This window comes from Pseudomonas sp. zfem001, assembly GCF_032621725.1.
In the GTDB taxonomy this organism is placed as follows: Bacteria; Pseudomonadota; Gammaproteobacteria; order Pseudomonadales; family Pseudomonadaceae; genus Aquipseudomonas; species Aquipseudomonas sediminis.
Genome location: NZ_JAVYJI010000001.1, coordinates 207,210 through 233,780, shown reverse-complemented (window position 1 = coordinate 233,780; position 26,571 = coordinate 207,210). Strand labels below are relative to the sequence as shown.

The window sequence follows — 26,571 nt, the reverse complement described above, 5'->3', positions numbered from 1 at the left end:
TCTCGGTAGTCGGGTGACCCGCTTACATCCGATGCTGTTCCACCAGGTAATCCACGAACACCCGCACCCGCGCTGGCATGGCCGGGCCGCCGATGAACACCGCATGAATCGGCTCCCGGTCGTCTGGGTTGAAGGCTTGCAGCAGCGGCACCAGATCGCCGCGCTGCAGGTCTTCGGCCACGCTGAATTCGCCGATGCGCGCGATGCCGGCGCCGACCCTGGCGAACTGCGCCAGTGCCTCGCCACTGCTGCATTCGATATTGCCGCAGACCTTGAGTGAGAACGCCTGGCCGTCGCGGATGAATGGCCAGTTGGGTTCGGCACGGCGGAAGTTGAAGCGCAGGCAGTTGTGCTGCAGCAGGTCTTCCGGCTGCTGCGGCGTGCCGTGGCGTTGCAGATAGTCGGGGGAGGCCACCACCACCTGGCCGGTTTCGCCGACTTTTCGTGCGGTCAACGGGCTGTCTGGCAGATGGCCGAAGCGCACGGCCACATCAGCCTGGCCACCGAGAATGTCGACCACCTCGTCGCCCAGGCTGAGGTCGACGGTGATGTTCGGGTAACGCGCGCTGAACGCCGCCACCAGCGGCACGATGGTCATCCGGCCATGGCCGAGCGCGGCACTCACGCGCAAGCGCCCGCGTGGCACGCCCTGATCGGCGATGGCTTCCTCAACCTCCGTCATATCGGCGAGGATGCGCCGGGCGCCACGCAGATATGCCTCGCCCTCGGCAGTAAAGGTGATCGCGCGGGTGGTGCGCAGCAGCAGGCGCGTGCCGAGGCGTTGTTCGGTGCGGGCGATGATGCGGCTGACCGCCGAAGGTGTCAGCCCCAATGCGCGTGCAGCGGCCGACAGGCTGCCTTCCTCCGCCACGGTGGCGAACACCACCATGTCACCTGACCTGCCGCCTATGTCCATTTGTGCTCCGTAAGCAAAGGTGTTTGCCAGAAATGCCATCTACCGCCGTCAAGGTTTGGATCCTAGCATTCGCGGCATAGATGAGGAGACTTTCCATGCGTATCAATCCACCCCTTGTTGCACTCTCCATCGGTGCTTTCGGCATCGGCGTTACCGAGTTCGCCCCCATGGGCATGTTGCCGGGTATCGCCAGCGATCTCGGCGTTTCCATTCCCGCTGCCGGCCTGCTGGTCAGCGCCTACGCGCTGGGCGTGCTGCTCGGCGCGCCACTGATGACGCTGACCACCGGCAAGATTCCCCGGCGCTACCTGCTGATCGGGCTGATGGCCATCTTCACCCTGGGCAACCTGATGTCGGCCCTGGCGACTGACTACTACAGCCTGCTGATCGCCCGCGTGGTGACTTCGCTTAACCACGGTGCTTTCTTCGGCGTCGGCTCCATCGTCGCCGCCAGTGTGGTCGCGCCAGACAAGCGCGCAGGGGCGGTGGCAGCGATGTTCATGGGCCTGACTCTGGCGACCATCGGCGGTGTACCGCTGGCGGCCTGGTTCGGTGAGGTACTCGGCTGGCGCACGGCGTTCTGGGGCATTACCGGGCTCGGTGTGCTGGCGATGGTCTCGCTATGGTTCGCGCTGCCCAACGTGCCGCTGCCGAAGAGCGATGGTGTGCTGGCAGAAATCCGCGTGCTGGGCCGTGGCCCGGTGCTGGCGGCACTGGCTCTGACCGTAATCGGCTCCAGCGCGATGTTTACCGTGTTCACCTATATCGCGCCGATCCTCAGCAGCGAGACCCAGGCCTCCACCGCCTTCATCACCGCCATGCTGGTGCTGTACGGCATCGGCCTGACACTGGGCAACGTGTGGGGCGGCAAGGCGGCGGATCGCTCCGTCGACCGCACCCTGATCGTCTCGCTCAGTGCGCTGATCCTGGTCTTGCTGGCCTTTACCGTGCTGATGCGCTGGCCGGTGCCAGCCGCTGTGGCCATCCTGATCTGGGGTATCGCCAGCTTCGCCATCGTGCCGCCGCTGCAGATGCGTGTTATGGAAGCCGCCAAGGAAGCACCCAATCTGGCCTCGGCGGTGAATATCGGCGCCTTCAACCTCGGTAACGCGATTGGCGCAGCACTGGGCGGCGCGGTGATCAAGGCGGGGTTGGGGTATCCAGCGATCTCGCTGGCCGGTGCGGCGATGGCCGGGCTGGGGCTGCTGATGGTGCTGGGGTTTGCCTGGCGTTCCAGGGCGGTGACGGCTGCGGCGATCTAAGAGAGCGGCAATCGGGAAGGGGCGGATTAAGTGAATCCACCCCTTTCCGGTTTACGCCTTCGCAGCAGGGCTCAAGCGAAAGCTGACGCCCATGCGGTTGAAGGCGTTCATGGCTGCGATAGCGGCCGTGAGGTCGACCAGGTCTTTCGGATTGAATGCGGACGATGCTGCGGCATAGGCCTCGTCAGAAACATGCGTTTCGCTGACCAGGGTCACTTCTTCCGTCCAGGCCAGGGCGGAACGTTCCTGCTCGGAAAACAGATGCGCGGCCTCATGCCACACCGGCACCAGAACGAGCTTATCTACTGACATACCTCCCTTGATCAAGTCTCGCGAATGGATATCGATGCAGTGCGCGCATCCATTGATTTGCGATGCCCGCAAGAACACCAGATGGATGAGCTGAGGCGGCAGGTTCGTGCCTGCGGTGACGAAATGGTGCATCCCTCCCAGTGCTTTGGCTGCACCGGGTGAAGCCTCAAACCAATTCAGACGAGTCATAGAGCAGTACCCTTTGTGGATGGGGGGAGTCGGTAAGGTCTGCCCAATTAAGACAACTAAGAGGATCAAGGTATTGATCCAATTAAAGGCTTAATGAATGGTCCACTTTGCGGCGTGGCCGTTGTGGCTTTTGATGCGGTGCAGCGTGGGGCGGCTGATCTCCTGTCCATCGCTCAGGCTTTAGCCTGGGGAGCGTTGCGATGCTTGCGCTTCTGGCTATATGAGAGCCTGCGCACTGGCTCGTGGCTGCTCAGCTCTGTGAACGGTGTCCGCAGAAAAATACGATGGCTCCCGCGCTCCGGCGTGGTAACGATCATGAAACGACTTCTTTTGGCCGTTTTCTGCGTTTCACGACCGGCTGCAATCGGCCAGAAGCGGACGGTTTCCAATGGAACCGGGCTTCTTCCTGAGGATCGAAAACACTTATGAAACTCGGGGCGATTCATTCAGGCCCGGTTAAGAGGACTTCATCTCTGAATCGGGCCAGCAGGTTGGGGGGTGCCATGGACGAGCTCATGGCTAGATTTGAGAGCAACTGATCAGCATAGCCCGCCTCAAAATGCCCCTCCCTGACGCTCATCCCGGTACTCCTGGGTCTCAGGCGAGGGCTCAATTGGGTCGATCTCCTCAACCTCAAATCAGGACGCCGTTCATAGGAATTAGAGTCGTCTCTCTTGACTCTAACTGCTACCATGGTGACATAACGCAATCCTACTTTGGCGAGCAGGATGCGAGTCTTTGATTCCCTCCTATCCTGAGCACCGCGTCGCCGCAATAGCCACGGATTGGGCATTTTTTGCAAAGATCAGGTAACAGAAATGGCCAGCGCCGAACAGCTCAAAGCGCTCGTGAAATCTCACATCGAACGGGATGACAGTCAATTCTATTCCGTAGCGATGCAGGTTGCCGCGCGCGAAGCTAAATCGGGCCATGGCAAGCTCGCGACCGATCTGCGCGACATGATCGATGCTGCTAAAAGCAGTGTGAGTCTAGAAGGTCGGCGCAATAGCCCTATTCCCCTTGCCAAGCCTCGCGGCGAAATGGCAGGTTTGCTGAGCGTTACCTATCCAAAAGATCGCTTCGTAGAGATGGTTCTCGACGAAGCGGCATCAGCTCAGTTGCAACGAGTCTTGAAAGAGCAACGAATGTTCTCTCGTCTACGAGAGCATGGGCTTTCTCCTCGCAGGAAGGTGCTGTTGGTAGGCCCTCCAGGAACGGGGAAATCCATGACTGCTTCGGCTCTTGCTGGCGAGCTAGGGGTGCCGCTTTTCCTTGTCCGGTTGGACACGCTTATTACTAAATTTATGGGTGAAACTGCGGCGAAGCTCAGACAGGTTTTTGATGCCATAGCTGAAGTCCGTGGTGTCTATTTTTTTGATGAGTTCGACGCAATTGGTTCCCAGCGTGGAATGCCAAACGATGTTGGCGAGATCCGACGGGTCCTAAACAGCTTTTTGATGATGATCGAAGAAGACCAATCAAATAGCCTAATCATTGCCGCGACTAATCACCCCGAGATCCTTGACTACGCCTTATTTCGTCGTTTCGATGACGTCATCGAGTATCACTTACCGACTGCTGAACAAGCATCGAGTCTTATTCGTTCGCGGCTTGGCCATTTCGCACCTAAGCCCTTTTCAGCTAAAGCCATTGGGGAAAAAGCTGCTGGACTGAGCTATGCCGAAATCCGGCGGGCGGTGGATGACGCTATTAAAGAAGCCGTTATGCACGATGAAGAATGCGTCAAAGGACAGACGCTGGGCAAGGCATTGATGGATCGCCAACTGCTCAGCCAGAAATTGGCAAAACAACGTAGCAGCGAGCCATGCCGGACAAAAGAAACGCAAAGCGTGAACACTTAATACTGCCAAAAAATTCCCAGTCGAAAGATTTCACGGCACATGCCTCTAAGGGCGGCGTAAAACCGCAGATCCCAGATTTGCCTAGGCAGCAGCATGGTGCGTCACTTCAGCATCAGCTGCACGCATTGAAGCCAATGGCCGAAGCAGCCAAGAACTTTCAACAGGGGATCGATGTTGAAAGTGGCTTGGGCTTGCAAATCCAGTTCATTGGTCAGCCCGATGTGGAAATGGCATTCCAGAGCCTTGGTGATGAGCGTAAGAAAATCGAGCTCCTCAGCGTGCGCCAAGAGGGAGACCAGACCATTGCCAACGTCTATGTTCCCGATGGCAAGCTCGATCATTTTGAGAAGATCGTTACGGAGTACCTTCAGGAAAAGAAGGACAAGAACGGCAATCCCCGAGATCACCGTAACCTCCTCAATACGATCGAATCGATTCGCAACGCCGAGCTGGAAGCGTTGTGGACAGATGATCCAGATTTACTGCCCATCGACAAATTAGAAGCGTTTTGGTGGGAGGTGTGGCTTCCGGTACGAGGTTCGCGCCAGGCTGTTATTAACGACTTCACCAAAATCGTCGAAGGAAGTGGATGCATCGTCAGCGAAGCGCGAGCTGATTTTCCCGAACGAACTGTGGTGCTGATGAAAGGTTCCCAGCGACAGTTTTCGCAATCGGTGATGGGGCTCAACTGCGTCGCAGAGCTTCGTCGAGCAAAAGAAACTGCTGACAGCTTCGATGATTTGGCCAATGAAGAGCAAATCGAGTGGCTGGATGAATTGATTGCGAGAACTGATTTTCCGCCGGTAAATCATCCAGCCCCCAGAATTTGTTTGTTGGATTCAGGGGTCAATCGAGCTCACCCCTTGCTCAGTCCACTAATCGAGGATGAGGACACTCACACCGTCGACCCTCAGTGGGGAAAGCACGATGATGAGAACCACGGCACTGGTATGGCAGCCCTTGCAGCTTATGGTGATCTCACTGACTGTCTATCTTCACTTGAGCGAGTGAGCATTCATCATCGGCTTGAGTCGGTGAAACTTTTGCCGGGCCACGGGGCAAATCAGGGGAGCGCTCTGCTTCATGCTTCTCTGTTTGCTGAAGGTGTGGCAAGACCAGAAATCAGCCATGCGGATAGATCCAGGATCTTTAATTCAGCAGTTAGCGCGGAGGACTACCGTGACCGCGGTCGACCATCCTCCTGGTCTTCAAAGCTGGACAGTCTGGCTGCGGATGCCGATAACGAAGGCGAGTTCCCAAGATTGTTCATTCAATCGGCCGGGAACATTCGGGACAACAACGCATGGATGCTTTATCCCGCGAGCCTAAGCACCAACCTGATCCATGATCCGGGTCAAGCTTGGAATGCTCTGACGGTTGGAGCCTGTACCCGCAAAACGGACACGAGGCCCACTGCATATGAGCCAATAGCGCAAGAAGGTGGGCTCAGCCCTTTCACCACAACCTCTGCTACCTGGGACAGTGCCTGGCCATTAAAACCGGACGTAGTTTTTGAGGGAGGCAATGCTGCCAAGGATCGATATGGCGCAGCAGGGATGGCGAGCCTTAATTTGCTCACCGCCAAGAATGAGTTCGAGGCAAGACGATTCTGTACCTTTAACGCTACGAGTGCAGCGTCGGCACTGTGCTCCCGCATGGCGGCCCAGATTCTCGTTAAGTATCCGGCTTTACGGCCAGAGACAGTCCGCGCCCTGATTGTTCACTCAGCTGAGTGGTCGGAAGCTATGCGCCACGCTTATCTTCCTGCTCGCCCAGTGAAATCGGACTACGTAAACCTCATTCGACATGCCGGCTGGGGAGAACCGAGTCTTGATCGAGCTCTTTGGAGTGCCAGTAACTCCCTCACCTTGGTGTTAGAGGACCAGCTCTACCCTTATAAGAAAGGCAAGGGGAAGATCGATACGAAGGAGATGAACCTCCACGACATCCCTTGGCCAAGGGATGAGCTTGAAGCTCTGCAGGATGCAGAGGTGGAGATGAAGGTCACCCTCTCGTATTTTATCGAGCCGAATCCCTCTGCTCGCGGTTCCGCGTCTAAATATCACTACCCATCTCACCGTTTACGATTCGATGTTAAGCGTCCCTTGGAAGGGCCTGAAGATTTTGTGGGTCGCATAAATGCGGCTGCTGAACAGGTGAATGAAGGCATGGCACCGAAGGATCCCGATTGGCTCCTCGGGGGGCAATACAGGCACAAAGGGTCCATTCACCAAGATATTTGGAAAGGCACTGCTGCTGATTTGGCAAGCCGCGGCTTGCTGGCTGTGTTTCCAGGAATGGGCTGGTGGAGAACACGGCCCAATCTCAACCGGTATATGCTCCCTGCTCGGTACAGTCTGATCATCTCCATCAAAACCCCGGAGACGGACATCGATCTGTATACCGCGGTCGAAAACAAGCTGGCTATCCTAGTGTAAAGATCCATGAAACGGCTCACCGCTTCCCTCTCAGGATAGAGGTAGGGGCAAATTTTTTGAGAGAACGGTAGGCGATTTTCAGCTATTCGAATCACTGCTGGTTGCCTAGACAATCTGACTGGCGACTCTGGGTCGATTTCTGCCGATAACGAGAAGGGCCGCTCTTGGCCGATAGCTGCCGCCCCTCAAGCTCTTCCGCTGCTGTATAGCCTGCCCGCCTTGAGCCGTAATCTGCGACAATCCCGCCTTTGCCCTGATTGCCTCGATCCAGATGACTGACCTCGCCACGCTGCAGAAGAAACTCGACCACGTCATGATCGCCGAGCGTCATCGCTTGCGCCGGCAGTTGCATGAGCTGCAGAAGCAGCCCGATGAGGCCAAGCTGGCGCAGTGGCTGGAGCGTTTTCAGGCGTCCAGCGACAAGGTGGCGGCGCGGCGTAGCAGCATCCCCACCATGCGTTACGACGATGCGCTGCCGATTGCCGCCAAGCGCGATGAGATCAAGGCCGCGCTGGAGAAGAGCCAGGTGGTGGTGATCGCCGGCGAGACCGGTTCGGGCAAGACCACGCAGTTGCCGAAGATCTGCCTGGAGATTGGCCGGGGTGTGCATGGGCTGATCGGCCACACCCAGCCGCGCCGCTTGGCAGCGCGCAGTGTGGCCACTCGGGTGGCCGAAGAGATTGGCACGCCGTTGGGCGAGCTGGTCGGCTATCAGGTGCGTTTCGAGGATCAGAGCAAGGACGGTACGCTGATCAAGCTGATGACCGACGGCATCCTGCTCGCCGAAACCCAGCACGACCGCTTTCTGGAAAAGTACGACACCATCATCGTCGACGAGGCGCACGAGCGCAGCCTCAATATCGACTTCCTGCTCGGTTACCTGAAGACCCTGCTGCCGCGTCGCCCGGATCTGAAGCTGATCATCACGTCGGCGACCATCGATCTGGAGCGGTTCAGCAAACACTTCAATGACGCGCCGATCATCGAGGTATCCGGGCGTACCTACCCAGTGGAAACCTGGTACCGCCCGTTGGCGGCCGAGGTGGACGAGGAGGGCGAGCGCCTGCTCGATGACCTGTCCATCGACCAGGGCATTCTCGCTGCGCTGGACGAGATCGCCGAGCACGAGCGCAGCGTGGGCAAGCGCCCCGGCGATGTGCTGGTGTTCCTGCCCGGTGAGCGCGAGATTCGCGAGGCGGCGGAGGTGCTGCGCAAGGCCAATCTGCGTTTTACCGAGGTGCTGCCGCTGTATGCGCGGCTGACGCCCGCCGAGCAGCAGAAGATTTTCGCGCCCATGGCCGGGCGTAAGATCGTGCTGGCCACCAACGTGGCGGAAACCTCGTTGACCGTGCCGGGCATCCGTTACGTGATCGACAGCGGCACGGCGCGCATCAGCCGCTACAGCTACCGCGCCAAGGTGCAGCGCCTGCCCATCGAGCCGGTGTCGCAGGCCAGCGCCAACCAGCGCAAGGGCCGTTGCGGGCGGGTCGAGCCGGGTATCTGCATTCGTTTGTACAGCGAGGAGGATTTTCTCGGGCGCCCGGAATTTACCGACCCGGAGATTCTGCGTACCAACCTGGCGGCGGTGATCCTGCAGATGCTGCACCTGCGCCTGGGCAGCATCGAGGACTTCCCCTTTATCGAGCCACCAGACGGCAAGGCCATCAGCGATGGCTTCAACCTGCTGCAGGAGCTGTCGGCGGTCAACCGCGAAAGCCAGCTCACGCCCATCGGTCGGCAACTGGCGCGCCTGCCCATCGACCCACGTCTGGGGCGCATGGTGCTGGAAGGCGCCAAGCAGGGCAGCCTGGAGGAAATCCTCATCGTCGCCGCCGCGCTGTCGGTGCAAGACCCGCGCGAGCGACCGATGGATCGCCAGCAGGCCGCCGACCAGGCGCACGCGCAGTGGAAGGATGTGGATTCGGACTTCGCCGCGCTGATCAACCTGTGGCGCGGCTTCGAGGAGAAGCGCCAGGAGTTGGGCAGCAACCCGCTGCGTACGTGGTGCAAGAAGAACTTCCTCAACTACATGCGCCTGCGCGAGTGGCGCGATGCGCATCGGCAACTGGTGCTGATCGCTCGTGATCTGCAGTTGATGGGCAAGGGCAGCCAGAACCGCTCGGAAGCGCAGGGCGAGCAGGCGGCGAACGCGCCGCAGCCGACCAAGGACACCCGCGTCAACGCCATCGCCCGCCAGCAGGCCGAGGCCAGCGAGGCGGCAGTGCGGGCGAAGAACTACGCCGCCGTGCACAAGGCGATTCTCGCCGGCCTGCTCAGCCAGATCGGCCAGAAGACCGAGGAGGGCGACTACCTCGGCGCGCGCCAGCGGCGTTTCTGGATTCACCCGTCGAGCGTGATCGGGCGCAAGAAGCCCAACTGGATCATGGCCGCCGAGCTGGTAGAAACCACCAAGCTGTTCGCCCGCATGGTGGCGAAGATCGAACCGGACTGGATCGAACCGCTGGCCGCGCATCTGGTGAAGAAGAACCATCTGGAACCGCACTGGGAGAAGAAGCGCGGCCAGGTGGTGGCGTACGAGCAGGTCACCCTGTACGGCATGATTATCGTCGGCCGCCGCCCGGTGCATTACGGCCCCATCGACCCGCCGGTTTCCCGCGAGATGTTCATTCGCGAAGGGCTGGTGCGTGGCGAGATCAATAGCCGCGTGCGCTGCCTGACCGCCAACCGCCAGTTGCTCGAACGCCTCGACGAGCTGGAGGCCAAGTCGCGCCGCCGCGACATTCTCGCCGACGAGGAAACCCTGTTCGGCTACTACGACGCGCGCATCCCGCAGGACATCTACCAGGCCGCGAGTTTCGAGAGTTGGTACAAGAAGGGCAGCGCCGCTGACGCGCAACTGCTGATCATGCGCGAGGAAGACGCCCTGGCCCGCGATGCCAAGGAAGTTACCGCCGCGCAGTACCCGGACACCTTGCGCATTGGCGAACTGCAACTGCCGCTGAGCTATCACTTCGAGCCCAACCACCCGCGTGACGGCGTGACCCTGCGCGTGCCGGCGCCGCTGTTGCCGCAACTGCAGCCCGAGCGTTTGGAATGGCTGGTGCCGGGCCTGCTGGAGGCCAAGTGCATTGCCCTGGTGCGCGGCCTACCCAAGGCGCTGCGCAAGAACTTCGTGCCGGTACCGGACTTCGTCGGCGCCGCGCTGGGCAAGCTGGTGTTTGGCCAGGGTTCGTTGCCGCAGGCGCTCGGTGCCGAGCTGCTGCGCATGACTGGCGCGCGGGTATCCGACGAGGCCTGGGCAGAAGCGGCTGAAAGCATCGAAAGCCACCTGAAGATGAACATCGAGGTGGTGGATGCGCGCGGCAAGTTCCTCGGTGAAGGCCGCGATCTGGCCGAGCTGACCGCGCGCTTCGCCGAAGCCAGCCAGGCTGCGTTGGCCATCCCGCAGCAGAGCGACAAGCCGAAAGCGGTGGAGGCCAAGGCCTTTGCCGAAGTGGCCGAGAAGGCGCAGCAGAAGATCGCCGGACTTTCCATGACGGTCTACCCGGCCTTGGTGGAGGAGGCTGGAGTGGTCAAGGAAGGGCGCTTCCCGACCCAGGCCGAGGCCGACTTCCAGCATCGCCGTGCATTGCAACGCTTGCTGTTACAACAACTGGCCGAGCAGGCGAAGTTCCTGCGCGGCAAGCTGCCGGGGCTGACCGAGCTGGGCCTGCTGTACCGCGATATCGGCCGTGTCGAGGCGTTGGTCGAGGACATTCTGCTGGCCAGCCTGGATGCCTGCATCCTCGAAGGCGAAGCCACGCTGCCACGCGACGGCGCGGCCCTGGCGCAGCTGGCCGAGCGCAAGCGCGGCGACTGGACGGCGCATGCCGAACGCATCGCTCGCCAGGTGCTGGAAATCCTCAAGTTGCACCATGGCCTGCAGAAGCGCTTCAAGGGCAAGATCGATCTGGCCCAGGCCATGGCGCTCAACGACATCAAGCTGCAACTGGCCAATCTGGTTTATGCCGGCTTCGTGCGTGAGACGCCGGGCGAGTGGCTCAAGGAAATCCCGCGCTATCTGAAGGCCATCGAGCAGCGCCTGGACAAGGTCGGGGCGCAGGTGCAGCGTGACCGCGTATGGACGGGCGAGCTGACCGGCTACTGGGAACAGTACAAGGCGCGTGCGGCCAAACATGCCCAGGAAGGCAAGCGCGATGCGCAGCTCACGCTGTATCGCTGGATGCTGGAGGAATACCGCGTGTCGCTGTTCGCCCAGCAACTGGGTACCAAGATGGCGGTATCGGACAAGCGCCTGAGCAAGCAGTGGACGCTGGTTGAAGGTTGATGATCGGCGCTCGCCCCGGTGCAGGGGCGAGCCAACCACTGATGAATGCGGAAACCGAGAAAGATGAGCGCAAGTGAAGAAAATTCCGGGCTGGGGCGCCGTGGCTGCCTGGGCCTGTTTCTGGTCGGCCTGGCCTTTGTCGTACTGATTTTCGCCGGGCTGATCTACATCATGACCCGTCCGCAGGACGCCGAGATCGAGGCCGGCGAGCGCGCGGCCATCGAGGCCTGCTGGAAGAGCGCGCAGGCCACCGAGCGCAGTTTTACCGAGGAGAGTTGCCAGGAAATGGAGAAGCAGTTCCTGCGCAAGTTCGGCCATCAGCCATGAATCTGCTGCAACGCCTGAGCTTCAAGCATCTGGTGGTGGGCTTCTGCGTCTTGGCGCTGGGGAGCGTGGTGCTGATCTGGTGGCTCAGCGGCGCGGCCTATCTGCGGCCCTACGCCGAGCAGACGGTGATCTTCGGTCAGGGCGAGCTGAAGCTGCCGCCTGAACTGGCTGGCCCCGGGCCCATTCGCGTGGTGCACTTCTGGGACCCGGATTGCCCCTGCAATGCGGAAACCGACGCGCACCTGCGCTATCTGATTGGCCTGCACCGTAACGCCGATGTGGCGTTCTACAGCGTGCAGAGGCCGGGTAGCACAGGTGAGATCGCGGCATTCCTGCGTGGGCGGATGAAGCCCCTGCCGGGTATCGAGGGTATGGAGTCGCTGCCGGCCAGCCCGGCCCTTGCGATCTGGGATCGTGACGGCAAGCTGGCCTATGCCGGGCCATACAGCGAAGGGTTGGTGTGTAACTCCAGCAACAGCTTCGTCGAGCCGGTGCTCGATGCGCTGACCCAGGGGCGCCATGTGTCGCTGGCCAGTGGGTTGGCGGTGGGGTGTTATTGCGCTTGGAAGTAGTGGGGTAGGCCGGTGTCGGGTTGGGAGCAGGGTAGGGTTGCCTATGCCTATGCCTATGCCTATGCCTGTGCCTGTGCCTGTGCCTGTGCCTGTGGGAGGGGCTTTAGCCGCGACAAGCATCGCGGCTGAAGCCCCTCCCACAGATGCCCCCCTGTCGGCTGCAATTGCGTAGCCCGGATGCAATCCGGGGCACATATCCAATCGTTCCGGGTTGCGTGTGGGTTAGGCAGAGCTATCGCGGCTGAAGCCGCTCCTACAGACATTCACCCATCCCGTAGGAGCGGTTGGGCGGCATTCCGTTTCAGCCGCGCTCAATCGCCCCGGATTGCGTCCGGGCTACAGCACCAACCACCTCTGATTTCTTTCTAGCTGCCGCTCTGCGGCCCAGCCTTTCGCTAGGCCCAAGCGCCTATCGCCCGTATTCGAAAACCTCGAAATCTCCTTAATGTCAAGGCAGGCCGTGCTGTGAGCTAGCGGCATCTTTCCTTGCAATGATTCCTGTCAATTTGCTGACAAACAGCTCTAAAACGGGCCTGTGATCATTTGTCGCACCCCTGCGATTCTTTGCTGGCTTCTTGCTGCAAAGTGTTTCAAATCTTTGCATAAATGTTTCGAAACATGTCGAAGAGGTGCTGTAAGTTCGCTCATAAGTAGGCCGCTAACGAATTGAATGAGGCCTTTTTAGCCGGCAACATCGTCGAATCCCACGGTTTTACCGCTTCGCTTGCACGGATGCTCAAGCTCTGAGTTCTCGCTGCCGGCCTTTGCTCGATGGGCCGCACGGCAACTGAAGCCGATTGTGGGGCTCACTCAGTTGAAGGTCGTGACATGAAAGAAGAGAAATACCATCGTTGTGTGCGCTGGCTGGTGATGGCGATTGCCTTCTCGGCGCTCGGTGGATGTGACTGGGCACTGTTCAACTCGAAAGGGCAGATCGGTGTCGAGCAGGGCAATCTGATCCTGATCTCCATCGGACTCATGCTGATCGTGGTGGTACCCGTGATCATCATGACCTTCCTGTTTGGCTGGCGTTATCGCGAGTCGAACGAGAAGGCCACCTACATGCCCGATTGGGCACATTCGCACAAGATCGAGCTGGTCGTCTGGGGCGTTCCCCTGATCATCGTCGCCGTTCTGGCGGTCATCATCTGGCAAACCTCGCATTCGCTCGACCCCTATCGCCCGATCGAATCGGACAAGCCGGCACTGAACATCGAAGTCGTCTCGCTCGACTGGAAATGGCTGTTCATCTACCCGGACCAGGGCGTGGCCGTGGTCAATGAGCTGGTGATCCCGGAGAAGACCCCGGTGACCTTCCACATCACCTCCGACACGGTGATGAACGCGCTGTCGATCCCGCAGCTCGGCGGGATGATCTACGCCATGGGCGGCCAGCGCACCCAGCTCAACCTGATCGCCAATGAGCAGGGTGAGTTCTTCGGCCAGTCCGGCAACTTCAGCGGCGAAGGCTTCTCGGCCATGCGCTTCACCACTCACTCGGTCAGCGACGACGCGTTTGCGCAGTGGGTCGACAAGGTCAAGCAGTCGCCTGAGGTCATGGATTTCGCCGCCTTCAAGCAGGTGGGCGAGCCTGGCGAGATGGTCCATCACCGTTACCCGATCTACCCGATCCGTTACTTCGGCCAGGTCGAGGCGAACCTGTTCAACAAGGTGATCGGGCAGTACGTGACCCTGAAAGATTCCCACAGCACAGCCATGCACGAAGCAGCGGAGGTGCAGGAGTGAATATGTTTGGAAAACTGACTCTGGACGCGATTCCGTACCACGAGCCAATCATCATGATCACCCTGGCCATCGTGGCGCTGGGCGGTCTGGGGCTGTTCGCGGCGGTCACCTACTTCAAGAAGTGGGGCTACCTGTGGAAAGAGTGGCTCACCTCGGTGGACCACAAGAAAATCGGCGTGATGTACATCCTCGTCGCGCTGGTCATGCTGGTGCGTGGCTTCGCTGACGCGATCATGATGCGCACCCACCTGGCGATGGCCCACGGTGACGGCCAGGGCTACCTGCCGCCCGAGCACTACGACCAGATCTTCACCGCGCACGGCATCATCATGCTGATTTTCGTGGCCATGCCACTGGTCACCGGCCTGATGAATATCGTCGTGCCGCTGCAGATCGGCGCGCGTGACGTGGCCTTCCCCTACCTGAACTCGCTGAGCTTCTGGCTGTTCGTCGGCGGCGCGCTGCTGATCAACCTGTCGCTGGGCCTGGGCGAATTCGCCAAGACCGGCTGGGTGGCTTATCCGCCGTTGTCAGGGATTCAGTACAGTCCCGGCGTGGGGATGGACTACTACATCTGGAGCATGCAGTTATCCGGCTTGGGGACGACGCTGACCGGGGTCAACTTCATCGCCACCATCCTCAAGATGCGTGCACCGGGCATGAGCCTGATGAAGATGCCGATCTTCACCTGGACCATTCTGGTGACCTGCGTGCTGATCTGCGGCGCCTTCCCTCCGCTGACCGCGACCCTGGCGATGCTGTCGCTGGACCGCTACCTGGATTTCCACTTCTTCACCAATGAACTGGGCGGCAACCCGATGATGTACGCCAACCTGTTCTGGATCTGGGGTCACCCGGAGGTGTACATCCTCATCCTGCCGGCGTTCGGTGTGTTCTCCGAAGTGGTGGCGACCTTCTCGCGCAAGACCCTGTTCGGTTATGCCTCGATGGTCTGGGCGACCGCGGCCATCGGCGTGCTGTCGTTCGTGGTGTGGCTGCACCACTTCTTCACCATGGGCTCGGGGGCCAGCGTCAACGCTTTCTTCGGCATCATGACCTCGATCATCGCCATCCCCACCGGGGTGAAGATCTTCACCTGGCTGTTCACCATCTTCCGTGGCCGTCTGCAACTGAACGCCATGACCTGGATGACCCTGGGCTTCCTCGTGACCTTCTCCATCGGCGGCATGACCGGCGTACTGATGGCGGTACCGGCGGCGGACTTCGTGCTGCACAACAGCCTGTTCCTGATCGCCCACTTCCACAACGTGATCATCGGCGGTGCGGTGTTCGGCTACCTGGCCGGCATCATCTACTGGTTCCCGAAAGCCTTCGGCTTCAAGTTGCTCGATCGTTTCGGCCGCTACTCGTTCTGGTGCTGGCTGATCGGCTTCTACTTCGCCTTCATGCCGCTGTACGTGCTGGGCTTCATGGGCATGACCCGTCGCCTCAACCACTTCGACAACCCGGCCTGGGTGCCGTGGGTGCAGGTGGCCGTGGTCGGCGCTGTGCTGATCGGTATCGGCATCGTGTTCACCGTGGTGCAGTTCGTCACCAGCTACATCAAGCGCAAGGAAAACGTCGACGTGAGCGGCGACCCCTGGGATGGCCGCACCCTGGAGTGGGCGACTTCCTCGCCACCACCGTTCTACAACTTCGCGGTCATCCCGACTGCGGACAAGATCGATGCCTTCTATGAGGCGAAGAAGAACGGTGTCGAGCTGATGCCTGCGCCGGAGCACTACGAGCCGATCCATATGCCGAAGAACACCGGTAACGGTCTGGTGGTGTCGGCGTTCGTCATCGCCTTCGGCTTCGCCATGATCTGGCACATCTGGTGGCTCGCCATCGTCGGTCTGGTCGGCGCCGTGGTCAGCTTCATCGTGCGTTCCTATGACGAGGACATCGACTACTACGTGCAGCCCGAAGAGATCGCGCGGATCGAGCAGGCGCACCACCAAACCAAAGCCAACGCAGTCGTACAGGCATAACCATGACCGCTTACGAACCCCATTTTCCACACGACGCTCATGGCCACGGCCATGAGCACCACCATGACACCAGTGGAATCAAGCTGTTCGGCTTCTGGGTTTACCTGATGACCGACCTGCTGATCTTCGCCACGGTGTTCGCCACCTTCGCGGTACTCAGCAACTCCTTCGCCGGTGGCCCCACCGCCAAGGAAATGCTCGGTGGCGGCCTGCACCTGGTGCTGGTGGAAACCTTCGCGCTGCTGTTTTCCAGTATCACCTACGGCATGGCCATGCTGGCCACCTACCGTGGCGACAAGGCTGCGGTGCTGCGCTGGTTGGGCATCACCTTCCTGTTCGGTGCGGCCTTCATCAGCATCGAGCTGTACGAGTTCCGCCACCTGATCCATGAAGGCGCCGGGCCGCAGGTCAGCGCCTACTGGTCGGCGTTCTTCACCCTGGTCGGCACCCACGGCCTGCACGTCAGTGCCGGTCTGCTGTGGATGCTGGTGCTGATGTTCCAGGTTGGCAGCCGTGGCCTGACTGACACCAACAAGACCCGCGTCGGGCTGCTCAGCCTGTTCTGGCACTTCCTCGACGTGGTGTGGATCTGCGTGTTTACCGTCGTCTATCTGCTGGGGGTGCTGTAAATGGCTCACCAAGACAATCACGCCGCCCACGCCGTGGGCTTCAAGGATTACCTGATCGGTTTCATCCTGTCGGTGATCCTCACCGTGATCCCTTTCATGCTGGTCATGCACCCTGACGTGCTGGGCCTGAGCCGTGGCGCGACGCTGATCACCGTGGTGCTCTTCGGCCTGGCGCAGGTGCTCGTCCACCTCGTGTACTTCCTGCACATGAAGACCGACGCAGAAGGCCGCTGGAACGTCGTTTCGATGATCTTCACCGTGCTGATCATCGCGTTCGTGGTCGGCCTGTCGGTCTGGATCATGTGGAGCATGCACTATCACATGATGATCAACTGATGCTGGCGCTCCTGAAGCAGTACCTCAACCTCGCCAAGCCGGGCATCGTCTTCGGGAATCTGATTTCCGTGACGGGCGGTTTCTTCCTGGCTTCGCGCGGCGATGCCAACCTTGCGCTGTACCTTGCGACGGCGCTGGGGGTTTCGTTGGTGATCGCCTCAGGCTGTGTGTTCAACAACTACATCGATAGGGACATCGACCAGAAGATGGAGCGCACGCGTAATCGAGTCCTGGCGCAGGGGCTGGTATCTCCTGCGCACGCCATCGTCTATGCCTTCGCGCTCGGGGTAGCCGGGGTGGCCGTGCTGTACGCCGCCACCAATACCCTGGCGGTGATGCTGGTGCTGATGGGCTTCGTGGTCTACGTCGGCCTCTACAGCCTGTGGCTCAAGCGTGGCTCGGTGTACGGCACCCTGGTCGGCAGCCTGTCCGGGGCGGCTCCGCCCGTGGTCGGCTACTGCGCGGTGAGCAACGAGTTCGATGCCGGCGCCGCCATCCTGTTGTTGATCTTCAGCCTGTGGCAGATGCCGCATTCCTATGCCATCGCCATCTTCCGTTTCAATGACTACCAGGCCGCGAACATCCCGGTGTTGCCCGTCATCAAGGGGATCTCGGCTGCCAAGCGGCAGATCGTGCTGTACATCGCCGCCTTCGTGGTTGCGACCCTGATGCTGACGCTCAGCGGCTACGCCGGCTACAGCTACTTCGTGGTCGCCGCGCTGAGCGGTGCCTACTGGTTGTGGATGGGCGTGTCGGGCTACAAGGCCGCCGATGATCGGGTGTGGGCGCGCAAGCTGTTCACCTTCTCCATCATCAGTATCACCATGCTCAGCGTGATGATGTCGGTGGATTTCATCTCCTCGCCCGAGCAGGTATTGGTGACCTCCATCAATCACCTGTGCAGCCAGTTCGCCGGCAGCGCGCAGGGTATCTGCGCGGTGGTCGCCGGTATCTGATCTTGGCTCCGTGGGAGGTGCTTGAGCCGCGACTGTCGCCGCTAAAGCGCCTCCCACGGTGTTCCTGTCGCAGGTTGGCGGTCGCTCTTTACATCCACCACACGGTGGATAGATGAAGCATGATCCACCCTACGACAGCACCTTCAACTTTGGCCAGGTAGCCAGCCAGTTCTTGCTGCGCAATCGTTTCTGGTAGATCGGCTGTTTCTCGCCCTTGAATCTCCCCGCCGGACGTACCACGAGGTCGAACAGATCCTCGAGACCGAGCGGTGCCGCGACCTCCAGCCTGCCTTGTTCATCGAGCCTGACTGCTACCGCCGTCGCAGTCTCTGGCCAGTGCCGCATCGCTTCGGTGGCCGAGGTGTAAGGCGCATCGCCATTGCGCAGGTGCATGCGTGCCTGATTCTTCACCGACCACTGCAGCGATTCGTCCTGTTGGCGCAGGATCGTCTCCAGCTCAGCATCGCGAGTAGGGCAGAGCTGGTAGCGGTCGAACCAGATCACATCGATATCTTCTGGTAGCGGCGAGGGCGTGCGTTGGTGCAGATGATCCCAGACCGCACTGCGCACGAAACCGGCGGCTACCCAGCAATCGGGCAAGTCGAGCCCGCGCACCTGCTGCAGGATGCGCAGGCGCCGAGGGTCGTTGGCAATCAGGGTCTGGAGGCGAGCAACGAGGTTCATGTGCGCAGCCTATCAGCGGTGCCTGTTGCGGCTCCACAACGTAGGAGCGGCTTCAGCCGCGATTGTCGCCGTACTGAGGCGCTTCAGATACTGCGCTGATTGACCCGCTGTGACAGCGCCTCGGCCGACTCCTTGCGCTCGGAGTAGCGGTCTACCAGTTCGGGGTGGTCGCGCAGCAGCCAGGTGAAACGCACCAGCTCTTCCATCACGTCCACCAGGCGGTCGTAGTAGGGCGACGGCTGCATGCGGTCGTCATCGCCGAATTCGAGAAAGGCCTTGGGCACCGACGACTGGTTGGGGATGGTGAACATGCGCATCCAGCGGCCCAGTACGCGCAACTGATTGACCACGTTGAACGACTGCGAACCGCCGCAGACCTGCATCACCGCCAGGGTCTTGCCCTGGGTCGGGCGCACCGCGCCAACGGCCAGCGGCACCCAGTCGATCTGAGCCTTGAATACCGCCGACATGGCGCCGTGGCGTTCCGGCGAGCACCACACCTGGCCTTCAGACCACTGCATCAGGTCGCGCAGTTCCTGCACCTTGGGATGCTCGACCGGGGCGTCGTCCGGCAGTGGCAGGCCGGACGGATCGAAGATGCGCGTCTCGCAGCCCAGGTGCTGCAGCAGGCGCGCCGCTTCCTGCACCAGCAGGCGGCTGAACGAGCGCGGCCGGGTGGAGCCATACAGCAGCAGTATGCGCGGTGCCGGGGCCGAGCCGCTGGGTTGGGCCGGCAGCAGATCAAGGTCGAGGTTGGGTAGTTCGTCGTTCATGCGTGCGTCCTCACTCCTGGCCGATATGGTTGAGCGCCTGCTGCAGCTCGTCGCGGCTCATGTCCGCCAGGGGCAGGGCGAAGAAGGCGCGGCAGCGCCGTTCGATATGCGCCAGGGTGGCGTGAAAGGCGGCGTCGATGCTGGCCTCGTCGCCTTCCACGTGGGACGGATCTTCCAGGCCCCAGTGGGCTTTCAGCGCCGGGCCGAAGTACACCGGGCAGGCTTCGCCGGCCGCCTTGTCGCAGACGGTGATGACGATATCCGGCGGGCAATCTTCGAAGGCGTCGTTGCCCTTGCTGCTCAGGCCCTCGGTGGCGATGCCGGCCTCGCGCAGGGTCACCAGGGTGCGCGGCAGTACCTCGCCGCGTGGGAAGCTGCCGGAGCTCACCGCCTGGTGCTCGCTTGGCGCCAGGTGGTTGAACATGGCTTCGGAGAGGATGCTGCGGCAACTGTTGGCCGTGCACATGAACAAGACTTTCATCGGAAGGCTCCAAATCAGAGGCTCAGGCGCAGGGCCAGGGCCGAAAGGGTAAGCAGCAGTACCGGCAGGGTGAGCACGATGCCGACCTTGAAGTAGTAACCCCAGGTCACGCGGATGCCCTTGCGCGCCAATACGTGCAGCCAGAGTAGGGTGGCCAGGCTGCCGATGGGGGTGATCTTCGGCCCCAGATCGCAGCCGATCACGTTGGCGTAGATCATCGCCTCACGCACCGCGCCGCTAGCCTGGCTGGCGTCGATGGCCAGCGCGCCAATCAGCACGCTGGGCATGTTGTTCATCAGCGACGACAGCAGCGCGCTGAGCAGGCCGGTGCCCAGCGCCGCGCCCCAGATGCCATAGGCTGCGAAGGCGTCGAGCAGCCGCGTCAGCTCGGTAGTCAGGCCGGCATTGCTCAGGCCGTAGACCACCAGATACATGCCGAGGGAGAAGATCACCACCTGCCAGGGGGCCTCGCGCAGCACCTTGCCGGTGGCGATGCGTTTGCCGCGCGCGGCGACGGCGAACAGCAACGCGGCACAGGCCGCTGCTACGGCGCTTATGGGGATGCCCAACGGCTCCAGGGCGAACAGCCCTATCAGTAACGCGAGCAGCACCACCCAGCCGACCTTGAAGGTACTGAGGTCACGGATCGCCTGGCTCGGTGCCTGCAGCGCCGTCACCTCATAGCGCGCCGGAATGTCGCGGCGGAAGAACAGCCACAGCACCAGCAGGGTGGCGGCGACGCTGACCAGGTTCACCGGCACCATCACTGCGGCGTAGGCGCCGAAGCCGATGCCGAAGTAGTCGGCCGAGACGATGTTGACGAGGTTGGACACCACCAGCGGCAGGCTGGCGGTGTCGGCGATAAAGCCGGCAGCCATGACGAAGGCCAGGGTCGAAGCCGGCGAGAAGCGCAGCGCCAGCAACATGGAAATCACGATGGGGGTGAGGATCAGTGCCGCGCCGTCGTTGGCGAACAACGCCGACACCGCCGCGCCAAGCAGGATGCTGAAGGCGAATAGGCGCGCGCCGCTGCCGTTGGCCCAGCGCGCCACGTGCAGCGCCGCCCATTCGAAGAAGCCGGCCTCATCGAGCAGCAGGCTGATGATGATCACGGCGATGAAGGTCGCCGTGGCATTCCACACGATATTCCACACGGTAGGGATGTCGGCCAAGCTGACCACGCCGGCGGCCAGGGCCAGCACGGCGCCGAGCGAGGCGCTCCAGCCAACGCCGAGGCCTCTGGGTTGCCAGATGACCAGAATCAGGGTGAACAGGAAGATGGCGACGGCGATCAGCATGCGGTGTACTCAGCAGCAGGTAGCGAGGCGGGCAGGGCGGTCGCCCATGTTGGCGAGGCGGCTGGCGTCCTGCTCCAGCCAGGTGCGGTTGGCGGCGAGGGTGGCGGCCAGTACATCGCGCACCCATTGCGGCAGATCGGGCGCCAGTCGGTAGTAGACCCACTGGCCCTGGCGGCGATCCTGCAACAGGCCGCTGGCGCGCAGCTGCGCCAGGTGGCGGGAGATCTTCGGCTGGCTGTCGCCCAGCGCGCAGACCAGCTCGCACACGCACAGCTCGCCCTGCTCGGCGATCAGCAGTACGGCGCGGGCGCGGGTTTCGTCGGCCAGGGATTTGAACAGCGTGGGCGGGGAGAGGTGCTCGGACATTGAGTAAGTCCTTATATGCGGGTTGGCGAATATACGGAAATCCATATGTTTGAGCAACTCGGTGGAGGTAGAGGGCGGCTTTGCACTACAGTCGCCAAGCCGGTCGCCGGGACGGACTTTCCCGGCCAGAGATTTTCAAGGGAGGCGCTGGATGCGTTTACCGCGCATGCGCAACGTGATGGCCTGGACGCTGGTAGTGCTGTTGTTGATCGTGGTGGCCTTGCTCGGCATTCGCATCGCCGGGCTATCGTCATTGCCCGAACTGGAACCCTGGCACCGCCTGGTGCCGCAGGAGCTTGAGGTCAGCGAGCTGGACGAGGGCGACTGGCAGACCTACGTGGCTGCCGAGGCGGCCCTGTTCGAGCGCCTGCAGCGTGAGTTGATCGAGCCGGTCACGGCTTCCGGTTCGGCGCGCTACAGCCGTTATGCCAGCGACAGCCCGGTCTACCCCGGCAATCTGCCGCATGACTGGAACCGCTCCTTCATCCTGTCGCCGCCAGGCCCGGCACGCGGCGTGGTGGTGTTACTGCACGGCCTGACCGATTCGCCCTACAGCCTGCGCCACATAGCCCAGCACCTCAGCGAGCAGGGCCTGCTCGCCGTGGTGCCGCGCATGCCCGGCCATGGCACCGTGCCGGCGGCGCTTACTGCTGCGCACTGGGAACAATGGCTGGCTACCACCCGTCTGGCCGTGCGCGAAGCGCGGCGTCAGGTGCCGGACGGGCCGCTGTATCTGGTCGGCTATTCCAATGGCGGTGCATTGGCGCTGCGCTACAGCCTGGCGGCGCTGGAGGACGAACACCTGGCCATGCCGCAACGCCTGGTGCTGATCTCGCCGATGATCGGTGTCACCAGCTACGCGCGTTATGCCGGGCTGGCGGCCTTACCGGCGTTGCTGCCGGCCTTCGCCAAGTCGGCCTGGATGAACGTGCTGCCGGAATTCAACCCGTTCAAGTACAACTCCTTTCCGGTGCACGCGGCGCGGCAGACCTACGAGTTGACCCATGAGGTGCAGAGCGCCTTCGACGCTGCCGAAGCCGATGGCCGTCTCTCACGATTGCCGCCGGTGCTGGCCTTCCAGTCGCTGGCCGACAGTACCGTGAGCACACCGGCCGTTGTGCGCCAGCTGTTCGAGCGCCTACCGGCCAATGGCAGTGAGCTGGTGGTGTTCGATATCAATCGCTCGCAGGCAGCCAGTTCGCTGTTGCGCACGGATATGAGTGGGTTGCTGGAGCAACTGCTACCGCCGGCCAAGCGTGACTACGACCTCACTGTGGTTGGCGTGGCGCCGGAGCAGGGGCGTGCGGTGGAAGCCAGACGCATCGCTGCAGGTGACCAGCAGGTGCAGCGCGTGTCGTTGGGTGTGGATTACCCGCGCCAGCTGTTCTCGCTGTCGCACGTGGCCTTGCCGTTCCCGCCCAGTGATCCGCTGTATGGCAGTGATCCCACTCCGGACGAGAACTACGGCGTGGCGCTGGGTACGCTGGCGCCGCGCGGTGAGCACGGCGTATTGGTGGTGGGGCTGGACAGCCTGCAGCGGGCGACGTCCAACCCCTTCTACGATTACCTGCTGCAGCGTATCGACGAGGATCTGCGCTGAGCCTTACAGGCGGAAGCGGCCCACCAGCCCATCCAGTTGGCTCGACAGCGCCTGCAGGTCGCTGCTGGCCTGGTTGAGCTGATCGGCGATATGGGTGGTGCCGACGGTCAGCTCGTTGATGTCGACGATATTGCGGTTGATGTCTTCGACCACGCTGGACTGCTCCTCGGTGGCGGTGGCGACCTGGATGTTCTGATCGCTGATCTGGCCGATATGGCTGTTGATCTGCTCCAGCGCGGCCGACGCCTTGCTCGCATATTCCACTACCAGCGCGCTCTGCCGTTGTCCCTTGGCCATGGCCTCGACGGCCGAGCGTGATTCGTTCTGCAGGCGGTCGATGACTTGCTGGATCTCCTCGGTGGACGCGCCGGAACGGCTGGCCAGGGTGCGTACCTCGTCGGCCACCACGGCGAAGCCACGGCCCTGTTCGCCGGCACGCGCCGCTTCGATGGCGGCGTTGAGGGCGAGCAGGTTGGTCTGTTCGGAAATGCTGCGGATGGTGTTGAGCGTGGTGCTGATGGCGTTGGTCTGTGCGGCCAATGCTTCGATCACTTTAGCGGCCTGTTCCAGCTCGCCGTTGAGGGCATCGACCTGGCGATGCGCCTGGCTGACCACGGCGCTGCCGTCGCTGGCGTGCTGGGTCGCTTCGCGGGCGACTTCTGCGGCGTTCTCGGCGTTACGGGCAATCTCGTTGACGGTCGAGCCTAGTTCGTTGATGGCGGTGGCCACCTGCACCGTGCGGTCGCTCTGGGCGGTGCAGTTGCTCTGGGTAAGGCGCGCGCGTTCGGCCACGTCACGGGCCATGCCCGAGAGCTGACGCGAGTTGTCGGCGAGCTGGCGCATGGCGCCGTGCACCTTGTCGATGAACTGGTTGAAGCTACGGGCGATCTCGCTCAACTCGTCCTGGCCGGGCAGGTCGATGCGGGTGTCCAGGGCCAGGTTGTCGGCGGCCTGGCCGAGGCTGTTCTGTAGCACGGCGACGCGGCGGCGCAGCTGGATGGCGATCAACCAGGAGATGATGATCGACACCAGCAGGCCGATGGCGATGATGGCGATCTGGCGGATCAGTCCATCGTCGTAGCTCTGTGCGCTGTGCAGGTTCTGTTGTTCGGCCTGTTTGAGCAGGGCATCGAGCAGGTCGTTGGCGCCCTGGCGCATCACCCCGTAGGTCTTGGCGTACTGGTCGCGGTAGATCTGCTGCGCCTTGGCCATGTCACCCGCATCGAAGGCGGCGAGCATCGGGTTCAGTTCGTTGCTGACCATGGCTTCGAACTGATCGAGCAACTGCTGCGCCTGCGCCTTGCGCTCGGGGTTGACCTGGGCGGCCACGGCCTGGCGCATTGCCTCGCGCATGCCGGGCACGTCTTCGTTGCGAGCATCCTGCACACGGGATTTCACGCCGCGTTCGTCGCGCAGCGGGGTTTCCTGCAGCAGCATCATGTCGATGCCGACGCGCATGCGTGGGATGCGTGAGGCCACTTCGGCCATGGCGCGCATGGGCGCGGCGGTATTGAGATAAAGCACCTCCGTGTCTCGATGCATGCTCGACATGCTGCTCAGGCTGGTCAGCGCAACCAGCAGCAGGGCGATGCAGGGAATCGCCACCGCGATGATCAGGCGGGATTTCAAAGAGAGGGCGTCGAGACGCATGGGAAAACTCCATTTCGAGATAGGGCGCAGCGCATCAGCCTATCGGACCAATGTTGCCGCTCTTGTATCGGCCGCGATGGCCCGCAACATGAGAGCGAAGGCGACCACTTTGGCGAAAAGGAGTAGGCCGACCATCAGGCCGGCCTCCAACACTCAGGCTTGCAGTAACGCGTCCAGCTTGCCGCCACGCTCCAGCGCGGCGAGATCATCGAAGCCACCGACATGCTGCTCGCCGATGAAGATCTGCGGCACACTGCGGCGCTTGCTGCGCTGAAGCATCTCTGCCAGACGCTGCGGCGAACTGCCAACATCGATTTCCTCGTAGGCCACGCCCTTGCGCGTCAGCAGGGTCTTGGCATTGACGCAGTAGGGGTAGTGCCCGGTGGTGTAGAGAGTAACGGTTTGCATGATGCACCTCCTGCGTTGTCAGACGGTCACGGGCGGAAAGTCGACAACGGTTTCGGCCAGGTTGTTGAGGTAATTGGTCAGAGTCATCAGGGCGACGTTGGCTACGACCTCGACGATAGCGGCGTCACCCAGCCCAGCCTCGCGTGCAGCCTGCAGTTGCGCATCGCTGATGCGGCCGCTGCTGTCGATGATCTGCCGGGTCAGACGCGCCACGGCATCGAACTCGCCGTTGCGGGCGCTGCGAATGTCCGCCTCGCTCAAACCGGCCTTGCCGGCGAACAGGGTGTGTGCGGCCAGGCAATACTCGCAGCCGTTGACCTGCGAGCTTGCCAGCGCGACCACTTCGCGCGCCTTGGCATTCAGCGTGCCCTTGCCGAGGGCCTGGGACAGCGCCAGGTAGCCGCTCAGCGCGGCTGGGGCATTGGCCAGGGTGGCGAAGGTGTTGGGGATGAAGCCGAGGCCCTTGCGGATACCTTCCAGTTGCGCCTGGGCGCTGGCGGCGGTTTGTTCGAAGGGCAGTGCGGCGATACGAGTCATGGTGATTCTCCAGTCTTGGGTGGGGAGCTTGTCGTTCAAGCCTGGAGCCAGATTAGTGAAATGAGCTGGCCTTTCGGATTCAGATCGTCGATGTTATGCGACAGATCGTCCAAGAGTGCGAGATGACCATGGATCGCCTGTCCAGCCTGCTGCATCACTTCAATCTGCACGCCAGCACCTTCCACCGCGGTGGCTTCTGCGGCACCAGCAGCCATGGCGAGCATGAGCCGCATGGCTACATCCACCTGCTGCGTGCCGGGCGCATGAGCTTTCGTGAGGGTGATGGCCGCGAGCTGCGTCTGCAGGAGCCGAGCCTGATGCTGGTGGCCAGGCCGCGCCTGCACCAGATGACGGCCAGCGAGGCCGATGGCGCCGAGTTGGTCTGCGCCACCTTGGCCTTCGATGGCGGTATCGACAATCCGCTGTCGCGGGCATTGCCCGGCGCCATCGTCAAACCGCTGCGTGAACTGCCGAGCCTGAGCGGCTGCCTGGACTGGCTGTTCGCCGAAGCGGCAGGGGAGGATTGTGGGCGCGAACTGGTGCTCAACCGCCTATTCGAGCTGATGGTTATCCAGCTGCTGCGGCACTTGATGAACAGCCGCGAGCTGGCCTCGGGGATGATGGCCGGCCTGGCCGAACCGCGCCTGGCCCGTGCGCTCAATCAGCTGCACGAGAAACCGCAGCATGGCTGGTCGGTGGCCGAACTGGCGGCGTTGGCCGGTATGTCGCGCGCCAGTTTCGCTGCGCACTTTCACCAGGTGGTGGGTGCTACGCCGGCCGATTATCTGGTGGGCTGGCGTGTCAGCCTGGCGCAGAAGCGCTTGCGAGAAGGCCGGCCCATGGCGCTGATCGCCGATGAGGTTGGTTACGAAAGCCCTTCGGCGCTGGCGCGCGCGTTTCGCCGCAAGGTGGGAACGAGCCCCAGTGAGTGGCTGAAGCAGGGCGCTTGA

General features: G+C 61.8%; 23 protein-coding genes and 1 pseudogene. 13 read left to right on the top strand and 11 right to left on the bottom strand.

Annotation, left to right across the window (positions count from 1 at the left end; genetic code table 11):
* Nucleotides 1-22: 22 nt before the first annotated feature.
* The gene (locus RTH74_RS01165; RefSeq protein WP_316913494.1) at nucleotides 23-916 is read right to left on the bottom strand and encodes a LysR family transcriptional regulator; all 894 of its coding nucleotides are present in this window, start codon (nucleotides 914-916) and stop codon (nucleotides 23-25) included.
* A gap of 95 nt (nucleotides 917-1,011) precedes the next feature.
* Between RTH74_RS01165 and RTH74_RS01160 the strand changes: the two genes are divergently transcribed.
* Nucleotides 1,012-2,178, top strand: coding sequence for an MFS transporter (locus RTH74_RS01160; protein ID WP_316913493.1), 1,167 nt, complete (start codon nucleotides 1,012-1,014; stop codon nucleotides 2,176-2,178).
* Nucleotides 2,179-2,229: 51 nt separating this feature from the next.
* On the opposite strand, the gene RTH74_RS01155 is transcribed toward RTH74_RS01160, so the two are convergent.
* A complete protein-coding gene (locus RTH74_RS01155; protein WP_316913492.1) occupies nucleotides 2,230-2,679 on the bottom strand; it encodes a carboxymuconolactone decarboxylase family protein in 450 nt (149 codons plus the stop codon).
* 818 nt (nucleotides 2,680-3,497) lie between these two features.
* Here RTH74_RS01155 and RTH74_RS01150 point away from each other — a divergent pair.
* From RTH74_RS01150 to cyoE, 10 genes are all read left to right on the top strand, one after another.
* The gene (locus tag RTH74_RS01150; protein WP_059391236.1) at nucleotides 3,498-4,541 is read left to right on the top strand and encodes an AAA family ATPase; all 1,044 of its coding nucleotides are present in this window, start codon (nucleotides 3,498-3,500) and stop codon (nucleotides 4,539-4,541) included.
* Nucleotides 4,505-6,979, top strand: a complete 2,475-nt coding sequence (locus RTH74_RS01145) for a S8 family peptidase (RefSeq protein WP_316913491.1) — start codon at nucleotides 4,505-4,507, stop codon at nucleotides 6,977-6,979. The genes RTH74_RS01150 and RTH74_RS01145 overlap by 37 nt, the downstream gene beginning before the upstream one ends.
* A gap of 271 nt (nucleotides 6,980-7,250) precedes the next feature.
* The gene (hrpA, locus tag RTH74_RS01140; protein WP_316913490.1) at nucleotides 7,251-11,267 is read left to right on the top strand and encodes an ATP-dependent RNA helicase HrpA; all 4,017 of its coding nucleotides are present in this window, start codon (nucleotides 7,251-7,253) and stop codon (nucleotides 11,265-11,267) included.
* A 63-nt stretch (nucleotides 11,268-11,330) separates the two neighbouring features.
* Nucleotides 11,331-11,594, top strand: a complete 264-nt coding sequence (locus RTH74_RS01135) for a hypothetical protein (protein WP_301404395.1) — start codon at nucleotides 11,331-11,333, stop codon at nucleotides 11,592-11,594.
* Entirely contained in the window at nucleotides 11,591-12,166 is a 576-nt protein-coding gene (locus RTH74_RS01130; protein ID WP_316913489.1) for a DUF6436 domain-containing protein, read from the top strand. The genes RTH74_RS01135 and RTH74_RS01130 overlap by 4 nt, the downstream gene beginning before the upstream one ends.
* 828 nt (nucleotides 12,167-12,994) lie before the next feature.
* Complete coding sequence (gene cyoA, locus RTH74_RS01125; RefSeq protein WP_316913488.1) at nucleotides 12,995-13,912, top strand: ubiquinol oxidase subunit II; 918 nt, start codon at nucleotides 12,995-12,997, stop codon at nucleotides 13,910-13,912.
* Nucleotides 13,913-13,914: 2 nt separating this feature from the next.
* Nucleotides 13,915-15,903, top strand: a complete 1,989-nt coding sequence (gene cyoB / locus RTH74_RS01120; protein WP_059391862.1) for a cytochrome o ubiquinol oxidase subunit I — start codon at nucleotides 13,915-13,917, stop codon at nucleotides 15,901-15,903.
* A 2-nt stretch (nucleotides 15,904-15,905) separates the two neighbouring features.
* Nucleotides 15,906-16,532 (top strand): cytochrome o ubiquinol oxidase subunit III, encoded by a 627-nt coding sequence (gene cyoC / locus RTH74_RS01115; RefSeq protein ID WP_316913487.1) that lies wholly within the window; start codon nucleotides 15,906-15,908, stop codon nucleotides 16,530-16,532.
* The gene (gene cyoD / locus RTH74_RS01110; protein WP_230925006.1) at nucleotides 16,533-16,868 is read left to right on the top strand and encodes a cytochrome o ubiquinol oxidase subunit IV; all 336 of its coding nucleotides are present in this window, start codon (nucleotides 16,533-16,535) and stop codon (nucleotides 16,866-16,868) included. It abuts the gene before it with no gap.
* Nucleotides 16,868-17,824, top strand: a complete 957-nt coding sequence (gene cyoE / locus RTH74_RS01105) for a heme o synthase (RefSeq protein WP_316913486.1) — start codon at nucleotides 16,868-16,870, stop codon at nucleotides 17,822-17,824. Before cyoD ends, cyoE begins: the two co-directional genes overlap by 1 nt.
* 129 nt (nucleotides 17,825-17,953) lie before the next feature.
* Here cyoE and RTH74_RS01100 read toward each other — a convergent pair whose 3' ends face one another.
* The 5 genes from RTH74_RS01100 to RTH74_RS01080 all read right to left on the bottom strand — a co-directional run bounded on the left by RTH74_RS01100 (nucleotide 17,954) and on the right by RTH74_RS01080 (nucleotide 21,426).
* Entirely contained in the window at nucleotides 17,954-18,508 is a 555-nt protein-coding gene (locus tag RTH74_RS01100) for a nucleotidyltransferase family protein (protein ID WP_316913485.1), read from the bottom strand.
* An 83-nt stretch (nucleotides 18,509-18,591) separates the two neighbouring features.
* Complete coding sequence (gene arsH / locus RTH74_RS01095; RefSeq protein ID WP_316913484.1) at nucleotides 18,592-19,281, bottom strand: arsenical resistance protein ArsH; 690 nt, start codon at nucleotides 19,279-19,281, stop codon at nucleotides 18,592-18,594.
* 10 nt (nucleotides 19,282-19,291) lie between these two features.
* Entirely contained in the window at nucleotides 19,292-19,762 is a 471-nt protein-coding gene (locus tag RTH74_RS01090; protein WP_316913483.1) for an arsenate reductase ArsC, read from the bottom strand.
* A 14-nt stretch (nucleotides 19,763-19,776) separates the two neighbouring features.
* A complete protein-coding gene (locus tag RTH74_RS01085) occupies nucleotides 19,777-21,060 on the bottom strand; it encodes an arsenic transporter (RefSeq protein WP_316913482.1) in 1,284 nt (427 codons plus the stop codon).
* A gap of 9 nt (nucleotides 21,061-21,069) precedes the next feature.
* Nucleotides 21,070-21,426 (bottom strand): metalloregulator ArsR/SmtB family transcription factor, encoded by a 357-nt coding sequence (locus RTH74_RS01080; protein WP_316913481.1) that lies wholly within the window; start codon nucleotides 21,424-21,426, stop codon nucleotides 21,070-21,072.
* A 151-nt stretch (nucleotides 21,427-21,577) separates the two neighbouring features.
* On the opposite strand from RTH74_RS01080, the gene RTH74_RS01075 reads away from it, so the two are divergent.
* Complete coding sequence (locus tag RTH74_RS01075; RefSeq protein WP_316913480.1) at nucleotides 21,578-23,026, top strand: alpha/beta hydrolase; 1,449 nt, start codon at nucleotides 21,578-21,580, stop codon at nucleotides 23,024-23,026.
* Between the two features lie 3 nt (nucleotides 23,027-23,029).
* Here the strand turns inward: RTH74_RS01075 and RTH74_RS24080 are convergent, their stop codons facing one another.
* The 4 genes and pseudogenes from RTH74_RS24080 to RTH74_RS01060 form a co-directional block, all read right to left on the bottom strand.
* A complete protein-coding gene (locus RTH74_RS24080) occupies nucleotides 23,030-23,830 on the bottom strand; it encodes a methyl-accepting chemotaxis protein (protein WP_420713130.1) in 801 nt (266 codons plus the stop codon).
* Between the two features lie 57 nt (nucleotides 23,831-23,887).
* Nucleotides 23,888-24,676: pseudogene (locus RTH74_RS24075) on the bottom strand (MCP four helix bundle domain-containing protein); the annotation flags it as partial.
* 153 nt (nucleotides 24,677-24,829) lie between these two features.
* Complete coding sequence (gene grxC / locus RTH74_RS01065) at nucleotides 24,830-25,084, bottom strand: glutaredoxin 3 (protein ID WP_316913478.1); 255 nt, start codon at nucleotides 25,082-25,084, stop codon at nucleotides 24,830-24,832.
* A gap of 18 nt (nucleotides 25,085-25,102) precedes the next feature.
* Nucleotides 25,103-25,621, bottom strand: a complete 519-nt coding sequence (locus RTH74_RS01060) for a carboxymuconolactone decarboxylase family protein (RefSeq protein ID WP_316913477.1) — start codon at nucleotides 25,619-25,621, stop codon at nucleotides 25,103-25,105.
* 128 nt (nucleotides 25,622-25,749) lie between these two features.
* On the opposite strand from RTH74_RS01060, the gene RTH74_RS01055 reads away from it, so the two are divergent.
* Nucleotides 25,750-26,571 (top strand): AraC family transcriptional regulator, encoded by an 822-nt coding sequence (locus RTH74_RS01055; RefSeq protein ID WP_316914299.1) that lies wholly within the window; start codon nucleotides 25,750-25,752, stop codon nucleotides 26,569-26,571.